The following is a 13,769-nucleotide window of genomic DNA, read 5'->3' as shown; positions in this document are numbered from 1 at the left end:
CAAGGCGAGAACCGATATGACTCTGCTGACACGCCAACGGCAGCTTGCCGGGTACTGGTTCATCCTGCCCTGTCTGACGGTGACGACGCTGTTTTTTATCGTCCCCTTGTTCATGACGGTGTGGATGTCTTTTAACCACTGGCCGTTATTGGGCCACCCTGAATTCAGTGGCTTTAGCAACTACGTGGATTTGCTGCAGGATTCCTCGTTCTGGGCCAGTTTGTGGTTCACCGTGAAATACACGCTGGTGGTGACCCCGGCCATTTTTATCCTGGCGTTTGCATTGGCACTGCTGGTGCATCGGGGCGTGCGTTTTGTCGGGTTTTTCCGCACCGCGTTCTTCCTGCCCGTGGTGATCGGCATGACCGCTGCCAGCTTGCTATGGACGTGGATGTTCAACGATCAGGTGGGCATTTTCAGCGCCATTTTGATGGATCTGCATCTGATCGACGAACCGGTGCAATGGCTGGCGGAAACCAACTCTGCCCTGGGTTCCATTGTGGTGATGGTGCTGTGGAAAGCGGCCGGTTTCACCATGGTGATCTTGCTGGTGGGTATGCAGGCCATTCCGCAAGATCTCTATGAGGCCGCCAATCTGGATGGCGCGGGCCGCTGGCAGCAAATCCGCTACATCACCATCCCCATGATGCGCCGCACCTTTGCACTGGCGCTGATCATGTCGGTGATTGGTTCATTCCTGGCGTTTGAGCAGTTTTACGTGATGACGCGGGGTGGGCCGTTCAACAGCACCATCACCGTCGTGCACTGGATTTACCGCGCCTCGTTCACGTATTTCAAGCTGGGTTATGGCGCGGCCATGTCCGTCGTGTTGCTCCTCATCTTGCTGGCGCTCTCCGTGCTGCAGATGTACTTGTTGCGGGAAGACCATGACTAATTCTGTCCATATCGCGCTGGAAGCGCCGGTGCTGCCGGTCGACGCCGTGCCCTCGGGCAAGGTGCTCAGGCACCGGCTGGTGAACACCGCGTATTACACCGTTTGCACGGTGCTGGCGCTGATGTTTTTGTTCCCCATTGCCTGGTCTTGCCTGACCGCCCTGGAGCCCGCGTCTGAAGCCATGGCTTCGCCGCCACACTACTGGCCCAGCCGGTTTTCGCTGGAAAACTTTATCAATCTGGCGCAGTACAGCCAGGGCATCGGCCATTACCTGTGGAACAGCGCATCGATTGCCCTGATGACGGTGAGTGCCACGGCGGTGCTCTCCACGCTGGGCGGTTACGGGTTTTCCAGATTCCGGTTTCCGGGGCGCGATCTGATTTTCATGCTGATCCTGTCGACGCTGATGATCCCGTTCCAGTCCATCCTCAACCCGCTGTTCATTCTGCTGCGGGCCATGCACCTGCAAGACACCAAGGTTGGGCTGGCGCTGGTGTACACCACGTTCCAGCTCCCGTTCTCCGTCTTCATGATGCGCAACGCGTTTGACGCTGTCCCGCGTGAAATTGAAGAGGCCGCCGTGCTGGATGGTTGCCGGCCACTGACCATGCTGCGCCTGGTGATGCTGCCGTTGGTAGGGCCCGGGCTGGTGACGGTTTGCCTGTTTGCCTTCTTTGGTTCCTGGAACGAGCTACTGGCTGCGCTGATTCTGATTTCCGATGCCCGTCAGTTCACCTTGCCCGTCATGTTGCTCAACGCCCAAAGCGGCCAGTTGGGCGCGGTGAACTGGGGCCTGATGCAGGCCGGCATCACGCTCTCCATCCTGCCGTGTGCTGCACTCTTTTTGTTACTGCAACGCTATTACATCCACGGTCTGGTGGCCGGGGCTGTGAAATAACTATTTTTGAAACAAGGGGTTGTTTATGAATTCGCCTGATCGGATCAGCAAATACGCCGTTGATTTCAGCCGCTCTTGCCACGTGCAATTGCGCCCCGTACCGGTGGGTGCGGTGAAGCTGGGTGGGGATTTCTGGCAGCCGCGTATGGCGCGCAATGTGGCGGTCACCTTGCCCTCCCAATACGCCTTGCTGGAAAGCACGGGCCGGCTGAACAATTTTCGCCGGCTGACGGGGGAGTGCACCGACCCGTACGCCGGTATTTTTTTTAACGACTCAGACATCTACAAGTGGATTGAAGCCGCCGCCTGGGCACAGGTTCACGGCCCGATCCCGGAACTGGAAAAACACGTCAACGAAGCCATTACGCTGATCGAAAAAGCCCAGGGCCCGGATGGCTATATCAATACCTGGTTTAGTCTGGAGCGCGAACACCTGCGCTGGACTGACCTCAGAGACCTGCACGAAATGTACTGCGGCGGGCATTTGCTGCAGGCCGCCGTGGCGCATCACCGGGTGACCGGAGATGACCGGCTTTTGAATGTGGCTATCCGCTTTGCCGATCTGCTGTGCACGTTGTTTGGCCCGACCGCAGAAGGCAAGCGTGTGGCGGTGGATGGTCACGAAGAAATTGAAATGGCGCTGATCGAACTGGCGCGTGAAACCGGCGATTCACGTTATCTGGCGCAAGCGCGTTTCTTTATTGAAGCACGCGGCCAGCGCACCCTGACCGGCGGGCGCTGGGGCGTGGAGTATTTTCAGGACCACGTGCCGATCCGGGAAATGACCACTCTGTGCGGCCACGCGGTGCGTGCGCTTTATATGGCCTGCGGCGTGACCGATCTGGCACTGGAAACCGGCGATGCATCACTGCTGGCGGTGCTGGAGCAACAGTGGAACAACCTTGTTACCCGGCGTATGTATATCTCCGGCGGGCTGGGCTCACGCCATGACGGCGAAGCCCTGGGCAAGGATTTCGAACTGCCCAACGAGCGCGCGTATACCGAAACCTGCGCCGCCATTGGCAGCATGATGTGGAACCACAGACTGCTGGCTGCCACCGGCCATGCGCGCTATGCCGACCTGATTGAATGGACGCTCTACAACGGCATGCTGCCCGGCTGGGGGCTGGACGGTAAACACTATTTCTACGTGAACCCGCTGGCCGATGACGGCGACCATCACCGCCAGCCATGGTATGACGTCGCCTGCTGCCCGCCCAATGTGGCGCGCACGCTGGCCGAACTGCCCGGCTACGTCTACAGCACGCGGGAAGACGAAATCTGGGTCAACCTCTATATGCAGAGCGAGGCGCAGATTCCGCTGGGCGACCGCGTCGTGGCCTTGTCCCAGCGCAGCAACTACCCATGGGATGGCCGCATTGACCTGAGCGTGGGCACCAGCGGCAGCTTTGCCATCAATGTACGGATTCCGGGCTGGTGCACCGAAGGTGCGTCCGTGCGCGTCAACGGGGATGCCGTCGCCAACCCGGTGGTGCCGGGCGAGTACCTGACCATTGAACGGCTGTGGAAGCCAGGTGACACCATCCAGCTGGACTTCCCCATGACCATTCGTGTCTGGCAAAGCCACCCGCATCTGCACGACAACGCCGGCCGGGTGGCGCTCTCTCGCGGGCCGGTGCTGTTCTGCCTGGAAGGGGTCGATCACCCGGGTTCAGATGTACAAGACCTGGTGATTGAGGGCGCAACGCCGCTACAAGCCGTGTTTGAGCCAGACCTCATGGGCGGTCTCGTGGTGATCAAGGGGACGGCCACCCGCCGTGCGCCGGATGACGGCTGGCGCAATGCGCTGTACCGCCCGGTTGGCGCTACGCAAAGCGCGGCTGGGCCCAAACAGTCTTTGCTGGCGATTCCGTACTTTGCCTGGCAAAACCGGGGTGCATCGGGCATGTCGGTGTGGCTGGGGCACGATGGCCAGTGCGGCTGCGCAGGCTAAGGAGACAGATCATGGCAAGCCTGCAACTCAGACAGATCGGCAAACAGTACGACCCCGACGGGCCACAGATCATCAAGGACCTCTCCATGGACATTCACGACGGCGAGTTCGTCGTGTTTGTCGGCCCCTCCGGCTGCGGTAAATCCACGCTGCTGCGCATGATTGCCGGGCTGGAAGACATCAGCAACGGCAGCTTGATGATTGATGGCGTGCGCGCCAACGACATAGCCCCGTCGCAACGCGGGGGCGCCATGGTGTTCCAGAGCTACGCGCTGTACCCGCATATGACCGTGGGCGAGAACATGGGCTTTGCGCTCAAACTGGCCGGCAAACCGGTGCCGGAGATCAAGGACATGGTCGGCAAGGCGGCGGAAGTGCTGCAACTGACGCACCTGCTGGATCGCAAACCGCGTGCCTTGTCGGGCGGGCAGCGGCAACGGGTAGCCATTGGCCGCGCCATCGTGCGCAAGCCCAAAGTGTTCCTGTTTGACGAGCCACTCTCTAACCTGGACGCCGCCTTGCGCGTCAGCATGCGCATAGAACTGGCACGGCTGCACAAAGAACTGGGCACCACCATGATCTATGTGACGCACGATCAGGTAGAAGCCATGACGCTGGGCACACGCATTGCTGTGTTCAATCAGGGCACCGTGGCGCAGATGGGCACGCCGATCGAACTGTACGATCGGCCGGGTAACCAGTTTGTGGCGGGTTTTCTGGGGTCGCCCACCATGAACTTCATCCCGTGTATTCCGGCCTCCACCAGTCGCAGTGCCGGGGCGAGTGTGGATATTGGCGGTGGTCATCACATCGCCGTGCCGCACCTTATGTCTGATCATGCCGGCTTGCCGGTCACCCTGGGCGTGCGGCCAGAACACGTGCACATCACCGCCGCAGACGACGGCCTGGCGGCGCGGGTGGATTTTATCGAGCACCTTGGTGATCACCAGGTCATCCACAGCAAGCTCTTGCACAACGACCAGCGCGTGGTGGCCAAAGTGCCCATGCACATCAATGTGGATGGCGACAACCCGCTGATCGGCCTGACGTTCAACCCGGCCGCTTGCCGGCTGTTTGATCACCAGGGCGCCGCGGTGAACTAAGGCACGAACCCACCACAGCCCACCGACGGGCTGTTGTGGTACTGCAACTTCGCAATTGCGGCTAAGTGCGCGTGCGGTTGATGGGTAATACTGCGCAGCATGAACCCGCGACAATCCCAGGCGCTTTACCGTGAGCGCATCGCCCAGGCCGTGGCCGCCATTGTGCGTGACCCGCTGGCCGAGCACACGCTGCACAGCCTGGCCGCGCTGGCGCATTTCTCGCCCTTTCATTTTCACCGCGTTTATCTGAGCGTGACCGGTGAAACTGTCGCCGCCACCATCCGCCGCGTGCGGCTGGCGCAAGCAACCCGGCAACTGGTGCGCACTGAACCCAGCGTTACGCAGATTGGTCAGGACGCCGGTTACGACAGTCCCCAGGCATTTTCCCGTGCGTTCCGGCAATTTGCCGGCGCATCCCCGCAAGCGTTCCGCCGGCGGCTGCACCAGTACACCGGCCCGGCCGTACAACTGGAAAACCTGCCGGCGCTGCACCTGCACGCCGTACGCCACATCGGCCCGCCTGCCACCATCCCGCACACCCAGCGCCGCCTGCGACAACTGCTGGGCCAGACACCGGTGCGCGCCTGGTTCGGGCTGGCCTGGGGCGATCCCAATCACGGCACGGACTTTAGCTACTACGCGGGCGCGGCGCTGGATGTCGCCTTGCCGCCCACGGCAGGTCTTGAACCGCTGGCGGTGGCGCCGGGTTTGTATGCCGTGCACATGCTGAACGGACCCTATACGCAAATTGGCGCAGCCATTAACGCGCTCTACGCAACATGGTTGCCGCAAAGCGGCTACGAACCGGAGGATCGACCCGTGCTGGAACACTATTTGAACTCGCCCCGTGATACCGCGCCGGAGGCTTTGCAAACGCGGCTGTTGATCCCGATCCGTACATTGGGTGCGCCTGCAGGAGTCAACGCATGAATCGCCTCTGTCTATCTCTTGCTGCCGGTCTGCTGGCCGTGAGCAGCTGGTCTGCCGGTGCGGCCGGTTTTGCCTGGATCAGCGTGCCGGCAGACGCAGAGGGCCCGGCTTTGCAAGGCGCGGTCTGGTACCCCAGCGCCACACCGCCCGCTGCATTGGCTCTCCCGCCATTCACCCTGAACGTCGCCAAAGACGCGCCACTGCAAGGGGACCATCTGCCCCTGGTGGTGATCTCTCACGGCACCGGCGGCAGTGCGCTCGGCCATCAGGACACCGCCATGGCGCTGGCCGATGCCGGCTTTGTGGTCGCCGCGATCAACCACCCAGGGGACAACTTCGCTGACCTGAGCCAGCAGATGCACGTCGCCCCGTTTATCTCGCGACCACGTGATATGTCGCGGCTGATCAGCTGGATGACCCACACCTGGCCCGGTGCCGCGCATATCAACGATCAAGCCATCGGCCTGTTTGGCTTTTCCCGCGGGGGTTATACGGGCCTGGTCAGCATCGGTGCGGTGCCAGACCTGAAACTGGGTCAACGGTTTTGCGTCAATCAGGCCGATTTGCCGTTCTGCACGGAAATCAAAGGCCCGCTGCCACCGTTTCCCCCGGCAGACCCGCGTATCAAAGCAGCGGTGATTGTCGATCCGCTCTCTGTGTTCAGCGCGGCGGGCCTCTCCAAAGTCAGCGTGCCAGTCCAGTTGTGGGCCTCTGAATACGGTGGGGATGGCGTGACGCCAGAAAGCGTAGCGGCCATTCGCAAGGCCTTGCCGCATGAGCCAGAGTTTTACAGTGTGGCGGGGTCCGGCCATTTCAGCTTCTTGACGCCATGCCCGGCGCAACTCACCGCAAACGCCCCCGAACTCTGCAAAGACCACCCCGGCTTTGACCGCGTCGCATTTCATCAGCGCTTTAATAACCAGGTGACAGCGTTTATGCGGGCGCATCTGGTGGGATCAGTTACACCTTGATTACCTGATGAAGGCAGTTGGGCGGTGGGGTGTCTGGCACCCACCGCCACGCGCCAGATATGAATTGTCAGGTCGACGGCTTGGCTTCTTCTGCCTCCCGTTTTGCCTTCATCTTTGCGCTTAGCTTCGCGTCTTCGATTTTGGCGCTAACTGCGTCGCCACGACTTCATCTCCGACCCGTATTTGCTGGCAATACGTGAGGAAGGTGGTCCATAAATCCCCCGCACGTCGCTAGAATCCACACCTCCTGAACGCAAATAAAAATAATTTTCATTTGCGTCAACCATTGCTGAAATCAAGCGTTTTGCATCTCGAGACGAGTAAATGAGAAACATTCTCTATAACGTGTTCCGGGATGTACTGATGAATAAAAAACAGAATTCCAGACAGCGCAATCTGACCTTGTTGCGCCTGACGTGCGCAGTGCTGGCAGCAACCAGTTTTCAGGCACGGGCAGAGGCGATTGATGATGCGCGTACCGACGCCACCAAGCCCGAGGCCGATCAGAGCATTGCGGCGACCACGGTGGGGCAGTGGACCGGTGCCTGGACGCGCGGCACTTTGCTGGGCGATATGGGTGGTTTGCGTTCCGGCCTGGCGCAGTACGGTATCAATCTGGGGCTGACGGAAACCAGCGAATACCTGGGGAATGTCTCTGGTGGCACCGACAAGGGCTTTGTTTATGACGGCCTGACCACGCTGACATTGACGATGGATACCAGCAAGGCGCTGGGTCTGCAGGGCGGCACGTTCAATGTCAGTGCCATCAACATCCATGGCCGCAATCTGAGCGAACTCAATCTTTCCAACCTGCAAACGGCCAGTGGCATCGAGTCTGACTCGGGCACGCGTTTGTGGGAGCTGTGGTATCAGCAGTCGCTGGCGGACAACAAGTACGACGTGAAGGTCGGTCAGCAGAGTATTGACCAGGAATTCATGACCAGCACGTATTCCGGCCTGTTTGTGAACACCATGATGGGCTGGCCGGCGGTGCCGTCCTACGACCTGCCCTCCGGCGGGCCGGCATACCCGATGTCGGCGCTGGGCGTGCGTTTGCGCGCACATCCAACTGATGCGATTACCGTGCTGGCTGGCGCGTTCGCCGGTGATCCGACGGCGGTGAATGGTGGCAACCACAATGGCACCGGTTTTAGCCTGCATGGCGGCACGCTGTGGATTGCGGAAGTCCAGTACGCGGTCAATCAGCCCGCGCTGGGGCAACTGGAAACCGCCAATAACAATCCGGATGAGCCACCGCACCACAGCGGTCTGCCGGGTACGTACAAGCTGGGCATGTGGTACCACACCGCCAGCTTTGATGATCAACGCAATGGCACGGATGGTTTGTCGCTGGCCGATCCCAACAGCAATGGCAGCCCGCAACAGCATAAGGGCAATTACAGCATTTACGCCGTGGCCGACCAACTGGTGTGGGAACGTGATCCGGATAGTGCGCAAGGGCTGGCGGTGTTTGGCCGCGCCATGGGCGCGCCGGGGGATCGCAATGAACTCTCGTTCAGTTTCAACGGGGGTCTCTCGCTGAAAAACCCGTTGCCGGGCCGTGATAACGATACGGCGGGCCTGGGCGTGGGGTATGTCCGCGTGGGCAGCGGTGATCAAGGGCTGGACCGGGATACCGCCAACTTCAGTGGCACCTGGTACCCGGTGCGTAGTGGCGAAACCTTTGTTGAAGCCACTTACCAGGCGCAGGTCAACCCGTGGTGGCAAATCCAGGCAGATGTGCAATACGTCGCCAATGTGGGCGGCGGTATTCCCAACCCCAATGACACCACCCAGAAAATTGGCAACGAGCTGATCCTGGGTGTGCGCACCAACATCACATTCTGATTTTTACATCACGCATTGCGGTGTCTGGCCTGTGTGCCAGATACCTACTGAACAGGTGAACACATGGCTTTATCCCTTTTCAAGTTGCTGCCGTTGTCATTGGTTGCCGGTGCTTTGCTGGCTGGCCCCGTTCTGGCAGAAGACGTCGCCCCCGGTTTGCTGCCGGGTATCCACAAGCATGTGCTGCAAACCTCGACCGTGCCGGACAACGGCGACCAGAACCCGTATGCGCTGATCATTGCGCCGGTCAGCGCCGGCCCGATCCAGCAGGGTGATGTGTTGTACGACAACTTTAACAATGCCGCCAACCTGCAAGGCACCGGCACGACCATTGTCGACTTCAACCCGACCAGCAAAAAACTGACCACCATTGCCAATCTGTCGCATGAGCTGCCGGGCTGCCCGGGTGGCGTGGGTTTGTCCACCGCCATGACCATGCTCAAAAGCGGCTGGATCATTGTCGGCAGCACACCCAGCAATGACGGCACCACCCGCACCAAGGGCGCGGGTTGCCTGATTGTGCTTAACCCGCAAGGCAAGGTGGCCAAGGTGCTGGCGGACGCCAACATCAATGATCCGTGGGGCAATATGGCGGTGAAAGATGACGGCGACAAAGCCACGCTGTACGTGAGCATGGCCGGCTTTGGCGTGGGCAGCCCGGATGGCGAGCCGCCGGTGTTCAACCAGTCCACCATCTTGCGCATCAACCTGGATATCCCCGAGGGCAAAGTGCCGGAAGTGACCAGCGAAACCGTGGTGGCCGGCGGCTTTGGCGAACAAGCGGACAAGTCGGTATTCCTGGTCGGCCCGACCGGGCTGGCGTTGGGCGAGGGCGACAAGCTCTATGCCTCTGACGCGCTGGGTAACCGCATCAGCGAAATCCGCGATGCCAGCACTCGCACCACCAGCGCCGGGGTCGGCCGTACCGTCACCAAAGACGGTTTATTGTCCCGGCCGCTGGCCATGGTCATGACGGCCGAGGGCCACCTGCTGGTCACCAATGGCCTCAATGGCAAGGTGGTGGAGGTTGATCCGGTCTCTGGCAAACAGTTGTACGCCCAGTGGATTGACGCCGACAAAGCGCAGGTGCCGCCGGGCAATGGCGATTTGTTTGGCATTGTCATGCACCCCAACGGCAAGAGCTTTTACTACGTGGAGGACGACGTGAACACGATCGTGCTGGCCCAATGAGCAACCCCAAGAGACCAGAACAGCCTGCCAACCTGGCCCGCCGCAATTTTCTGGGCGCGGCGGGTGGCCTGGCCGTTGCGGCGGCGTCGGTCGGTGCTGCGGCGATGGCGCCAGTGGCGGAAGCGGCGGCAAACCCGGCTGCGGCGCCGTCAGACAAAGAACCGTTCTGGGGGCAACACCAGGGCGGTATTGTCACCCCGCAGCAGCGTTACACCTGCTTTGCCGCGTTTGATGTCACCACCAACAAACGTGATGAACTGATCGAGATTCTCAAACACTGGACCATTGCCGCTGCCCGCATGTCAGAAGGGCGGCCGGTGTATCCGCTCGATAGCACCAAAGACACCGAGCCGCCGGCCGATTCCGCTGACGTGCTGGAAATCAGCCCGGCGAGGTTGACCATTACCTTTGGCTTTGGCCCGACCTTGTTCAGCAAGGAGGGTGTGGACCGCTTTGGCATCGCCCGCCGTCGCCCGCAAGCGCTGGTTGATCTGCCGCGCTTTAACGGCGATCAACTGGCCGCGGATAAAACCGGCGGTGATATCTCGATCCAGGCGTGTTCCGATGATCCGCAAGTGGCCTTTCATGCCGTGCGCCAACTGGCACGTCTGGCCTATGGCAAGGCCGATATGAAGTGGGTGCAGAACGGCTTTACCGGCGACGGCAGCAAAGGCACGCCGCGTAATCTGATGGGATTCAAAGACGGCACGGTGAACCCGCCGCTGAACGACCACGCCGCGCTGAACAAACTGGTATGGGTAGGCAGTGAAGGCGACTGGATGCGGGACGGCAGTTATATGGTCGTGCGCCGCGTGCGGATTGCGCTGGAACACTGGGACCGCTCGCCGCTGGATTTCCAGGAACAGGTGGTGGGCCGGCACAAGTACAGCGGAGCGCCGCTGGGCAAGCTCAATGAGTTTGATGCAGCGGATCTGGATGCGGCCGACAGCGATGGCAACCCCATCGTGCCGGACAACGCGCATATGCGCCTCGCGTCTGCCGCTGCCAATCAGGGTATGCAGATTCTGCGTCGGGGTTACTCGTACAACGATGGCGCCAATTTCACCGCCGAGCGCTGGCCGCCCTGGCGGCAAGAGGTGGAGTTTGATGCCGGCTTGCTGTTCTTTGGCTACCAGCAAGACCCGCGCACCGGCTTTATCCCCATCAATCATCAACTGGCCAAACTGGACATCATGAACCAGTTCATCACCCATGTGGGCAGCGGCATCTTTGCCTGCCCGCCGGGTGCGCAGCCAGGCTCTTTCATTGGGGCAACGCTGTTTGGTTAAGGACAAAGCGCAGGGTGGATTCGCGCAGCAATCCACCTTGGTGGATTGTCACTACGTTCCGAATCCACCCTAGGCGTTTGAAGTACATCGCTGACAAGAAGAACAACCTATCCGGAGATGCTCCGCATGTTTAAAAAGACGTTTACCCTGGCCGCCCTGACACTGGCCATCCTCGCTCCGCTGGCCAGCGCTGCCAGCCTGACGCTGTACAACGCCCAGCACGAGCAACTGGTCAATCTGCTGGTGAAAGACTTTGAAAAAGAATCCGGCGTCAGCGTGCGTGTGCGCAATGGCGAAGGCCCGGAACTGGCCGCGCAACTGTTGAAAGAGGGCACGGCCTCGCCGGCGGATGTCTACTTCACCGAGAACTCGCCAGAACTGATGCTGCTGGAAGAAAAGAACCTGCTGGCCAAAGTGAACCCGGCCACGCTGGGCACCGTCCCGGCCAAATACAACTCGCCGGCCGGCCAATGGTTGGGCGTCATGGCGCGTGAAAATGTGCTGGCCTGGAACACCGGCATGATCAAGCCAGAGCAACTACCAGCCTCCTTGATGGATCTGGCTGGCCCGGCCTGGAAAGGCAAAGTGGCAATCGCCCCGGCGGATGGGGATTTTCCGCCGCTGGTGAGCGCCGTGCTGGCGCTCAAGGGTCGCGAAGCCACACTCAAATGGCTGGAAGGCCTGCGTGACAACGCCCAGATTTTTGATGATGAAGAGGGCGTGGTGGCGGCCGTGAACCGGGGCGGCGTAGCCGTGGGCGTGATCAACAACTATTACTGGTCCCGCCTGCATCTGGCACTGGGTGATAAAGCCACCCGCAGCGCCATTCACCACTTTGGTGGCGGTGATGTCGGCGCGCTGGTCAACGTGTCTGGCGCAGCCGTGTTGAAGAACTCGCGCAACCAGGACGCCGCGCAACAGTTTCTGACTTACCTGGTGAGCGAGCGCGCACAACAACTGATTGCACATAGCCACATTGCGTTTGAATACCCGCTGCGTGGCGGTGTGGCGCCAGACGCATCACTCAAGCCGTTTGACCAGCTGCAACCGCCCGCGCTGACGCCAGACAAGCAAGGTGACGACGCGGAAGCCGCCAGGCTGATGCGTCAAGCCGGCCTGCTCTGATGTCCGGCAGGCGTTATCCCCCGGCGCTGGTGGCCTTTGCGGCCATCGGCGCCGTACTCGTTCTGGTGCCTTTGTTACTCACCCTGCGTGACGCCAGCCAGTTTAGCCTGGCCGAGGCGCAGGAGGTCTTGTTGCGCCCGCTGGTGGGCAAGCTGCTGTTCAACACGCTGACCATCACCCTTGGCGCCATGCTGGTTTGTGCGGTGGTGGGCACGCTGACGGCCTGGTTTGTCGAGCGTACGCAACTGCCGGGCCGGCGCATCTGGAGTGTGCTGGTCGTGGTGCCGCTGGCGATTCCGCCATTTGTGAGCAGCTATGCCTGGGTCTCGCTCAGCCAGAATCTGCAGGACTATCTGGGGGCCTTGCTGGTGGTCAGCAGCAGTTATTACCCGCTGGTGTATCTGCCCGTGGCCGCCGCCTTGCGCGGCATGGACCCGGCGCTGGAAGAAACCGCGCGCTCACTGGGTCTGGGGCGCTGGTCGGCGTTTGTACGGGTGGTGCTACCCCAACTGCGGCCCGCTTTGCTGGGCGGTAGTTTGTTAGTGGCATTGGGTGTGCTGGCGGAATTTGGTGCGTTTGCGCTCTTGCGTTTCCGAACCTTCACCACCGAAATCTACGCGGAATACCGCACCAGCTTTGATAGCTCGGGCGCGGCCTTGCTGGCTTGCGTGCTGATCGGCTTGTGCCTGTTGTGTGTCCTGGCAGAGCACCGCGTGCGGGGGCAGGGCAGGTATTTCAAGGTGGATCGCGGCACGCGCCGCGCGCCCGTGCGCTATGCGCTGGGCCGCTATGTGGTACCGGTCAAACTGTTCCTGGCGGCACTGGTGGCTATCACCATCCTGGTGCCGCTGGGCATGATCGTGTATTGGCTAACCCAGGAAGGCGCTGCGGCCGTGACGCCGGCCGATGTTTCGCCCGCCTTGCTGTGGCAGGCCACCAGCAGCTCGCTGGAGCTGGGTTTGCTGGCCGCTGCGTTGACCACCCTGCTGGCGATTCCGCTGGGGTACTTGCTGGCGCGTCATCCGGGCCGCTTGCCGACGGTGCTGGAGCGCGTGGTGTACCTGGCGCAAGGTTTGCCGGGTCTGGTGGTGGCGCTGGCGCTGGTGACGGTTGGCATCGGCTTTATGCAGATGCTGTACCAAAGCACGCTGATGCTGGTCGTCGGCTACGCCATTCTGTTTTTGCCGCTGGCGCTGGTGGGTGTACGTGCCGCGTTTGTGCAGGCACAACCCCGGCTGGAAGAAAGCGCCCGTGCGCTGGGTTTGTCCCCGCTGGCCACCTGGCTGCGGGTGATTCTGCCGCTGGCCGCGCCGGGTATCGGCGCGGCGGCCACGCTGGTGTTTGTATCGACCGTGACCGAACTGACCGCCACCTTGTTGCTGTCGCCCATTGGCACGCAAACGCTGGCAACCCAGGTCTGGGCGGACACCTCCACCCTGGCGTTTGCCGCCGCAGCGCCTTATGCCGCCTTGCTGGCGGGCTTGTCGCTGGTGTCCACGTGGGTGTTGATGTCCTTGTTGGGGCGCAGCGCCATTCGTGCTCCGGTCTGAGCACCGGCATTTGAT

11 protein-coding genes are annotated in these 13,769 nt (G+C 61.1%); all 11 read left to right on the top strand.

Going from position 1 to position 13,769, the window contains the following annotated elements:
* The first annotated feature begins 16 nt into the window (after positions 1-16).
* The 11 genes from HNQ50_RS07945 (at position 17) to HNQ50_RS07895 (ending at position 13,754) form a co-directional block, all read left to right on the top strand.
* Entirely contained in the window at positions 17-895 is an 879-nt protein-coding gene (locus tag HNQ50_RS07945; protein ID WP_184099371.1) for a carbohydrate ABC transporter permease, read from the top strand.
* A complete protein-coding gene (locus HNQ50_RS07940) occupies positions 888-1,793 on the top strand; it encodes a carbohydrate ABC transporter permease (protein WP_184099369.1) in 906 nt (301 codons plus the stop codon). The genes HNQ50_RS07945 and HNQ50_RS07940 overlap by 8 nt, the downstream gene beginning before the upstream one ends.
* A 25-nt stretch (positions 1,794-1,818) precedes the next feature.
* Positions 1,819-3,747, top strand: a complete 1,929-nt coding sequence (locus HNQ50_RS07935; RefSeq protein ID WP_184099367.1) for a glycoside hydrolase family 127 protein — start codon at positions 1,819-1,821, stop codon at positions 3,745-3,747.
* Between the two features lie 11 nt (positions 3,748-3,758).
* Positions 3,759-4,850, top strand: coding sequence for an ABC transporter ATP-binding protein (locus tag HNQ50_RS07930; protein ID WP_184099365.1), 1,092 nt, complete (start codon positions 3,759-3,761; stop codon positions 4,848-4,850).
* A gap of 99 nt (positions 4,851-4,949) precedes the next feature.
* Positions 4,950-5,780: an AraC family transcriptional regulator gene (locus HNQ50_RS07925; RefSeq protein WP_184099363.1), complete on the top strand. Its 831-nt coding sequence runs from the start codon at positions 4,950-4,952 to the stop codon at positions 5,778-5,780.
* Complete coding sequence (locus tag HNQ50_RS07920) at positions 5,777-6,751, top strand: alpha/beta hydrolase family protein (RefSeq protein WP_184099361.1); 975 nt, start codon at positions 5,777-5,779, stop codon at positions 6,749-6,751. The genes HNQ50_RS07925 and HNQ50_RS07920 overlap by 4 nt, the downstream gene beginning before the upstream one ends.
* A 324-nt stretch (positions 6,752-7,075) precedes the next feature.
* Complete coding sequence (locus HNQ50_RS07915; protein ID WP_221303075.1) at positions 7,076-8,599, top strand: carbohydrate porin; 1,524 nt, start codon at positions 7,076-7,078, stop codon at positions 8,597-8,599.
* A gap of 63 nt (positions 8,600-8,662) precedes the next feature.
* Positions 8,663-9,790, top strand: a complete 1,128-nt coding sequence (locus HNQ50_RS07910) for an NHL repeat-containing protein (RefSeq protein WP_221303074.1) — start codon at positions 8,663-8,665, stop codon at positions 9,788-9,790.
* The gene (gene efeB, locus HNQ50_RS07905; protein WP_184099360.1) at positions 9,787-11,079 is read left to right on the top strand and encodes an iron uptake transporter deferrochelatase/peroxidase subunit; all 1,293 of its coding nucleotides are present in this window, start codon (positions 9,787-9,789) and stop codon (positions 11,077-11,079) included. The genes HNQ50_RS07910 and efeB overlap by 4 nt, the downstream gene beginning before the upstream one ends.
* 126 nt (positions 11,080-11,205) lie before the next feature.
* On the top strand, positions 11,206-12,204 hold the full coding sequence (locus HNQ50_RS07900; protein ID WP_221303073.1) for an iron ABC transporter substrate-binding protein: 999 nt from the start codon (positions 11,206-11,208) through the stop codon (positions 12,202-12,204).
* Entirely contained in the window at positions 12,204-13,754 is a 1,551-nt protein-coding gene (locus HNQ50_RS07895; protein ID WP_184099356.1) for an ABC transporter permease, read from the top strand. Before HNQ50_RS07900 ends, HNQ50_RS07895 begins: the two co-directional genes overlap by 1 nt.
* The last annotated feature ends 15 nt before the right edge of the window (positions 13,755-13,769 follow it).

It is taken from the genome of Silvimonas terrae (assembly GCF_014202765.1).
Lineage (GTDB): Bacteria > Pseudomonadota > Gammaproteobacteria > Burkholderiales > Chitinibacteraceae > Silvimonas > Silvimonas terrae.
Note: the sequence above shows the minus strand (reverse complement) of the source record. Positions and strands in the feature narration are given on the sequence as shown.

What these genes read in the sequence shown, in the direction of transcription:
- HNQ50_RS07895 (WP_184099356.1), top strand. Translation starts at nt 12,204, where the DNA reads ATGTCCGGCAGGCGTTATCCCCCGGCGCTGGTGGCCTTTGCGGCCATC.
- HNQ50_RS07900 (WP_221303073.1), top strand. Translation starts at nt 11,206, where the DNA reads ATGTTTAAAAAGACGTTTACCCTGGCCGCCCTGACACTGGCCATCCTC.
- HNQ50_RS07935 (WP_184099367.1), top strand. Translation starts at nt 1,819, where the DNA reads ATGAATTCGCCTGATCGGATCAGCAAATACGCCGTTGATTTCAGCCGC.
- efeB (WP_184099360.1), top strand. Translation starts at nt 9,787, where the DNA reads ATGAGCAACCCCAAGAGACCAGAACAGCCTGCCAACCTGGCCCGCCGC.
- HNQ50_RS07925 (WP_184099363.1), top strand. Translation starts at nt 4,950, where the DNA reads ATGAACCCGCGACAATCCCAGGCGCTTTACCGTGAGCGCATCGCCCAG.
- HNQ50_RS07915 (WP_221303075.1), top strand. Translation starts at nt 7,076, where the DNA reads ATGAGAAACATTCTCTATAACGTGTTCCGGGATGTACTGATGAATAAA.
- HNQ50_RS07945 (WP_184099371.1), top strand. Translation starts at nt 17, where the DNA reads ATGACTCTGCTGACACGCCAACGGCAGCTTGCCGGGTACTGGTTCATC.
- HNQ50_RS07920 (WP_184099361.1), top strand. Translation starts at nt 5,777, where the DNA reads ATGAATCGCCTCTGTCTATCTCTTGCTGCCGGTCTGCTGGCCGTGAGC.
- HNQ50_RS07930 (WP_184099365.1), top strand. Translation starts at nt 3,759, where the DNA reads ATGGCAAGCCTGCAACTCAGACAGATCGGCAAACAGTACGACCCCGAC.
- HNQ50_RS07940 (WP_184099369.1), top strand. Translation starts at nt 888, where the DNA reads ATGACTAATTCTGTCCATATCGCGCTGGAAGCGCCGGTGCTGCCGGTC.
- HNQ50_RS07910 (WP_221303074.1), top strand. Translation starts at nt 8,663, where the DNA reads ATGGCTTTATCCCTTTTCAAGTTGCTGCCGTTGTCATTGGTTGCCGGT.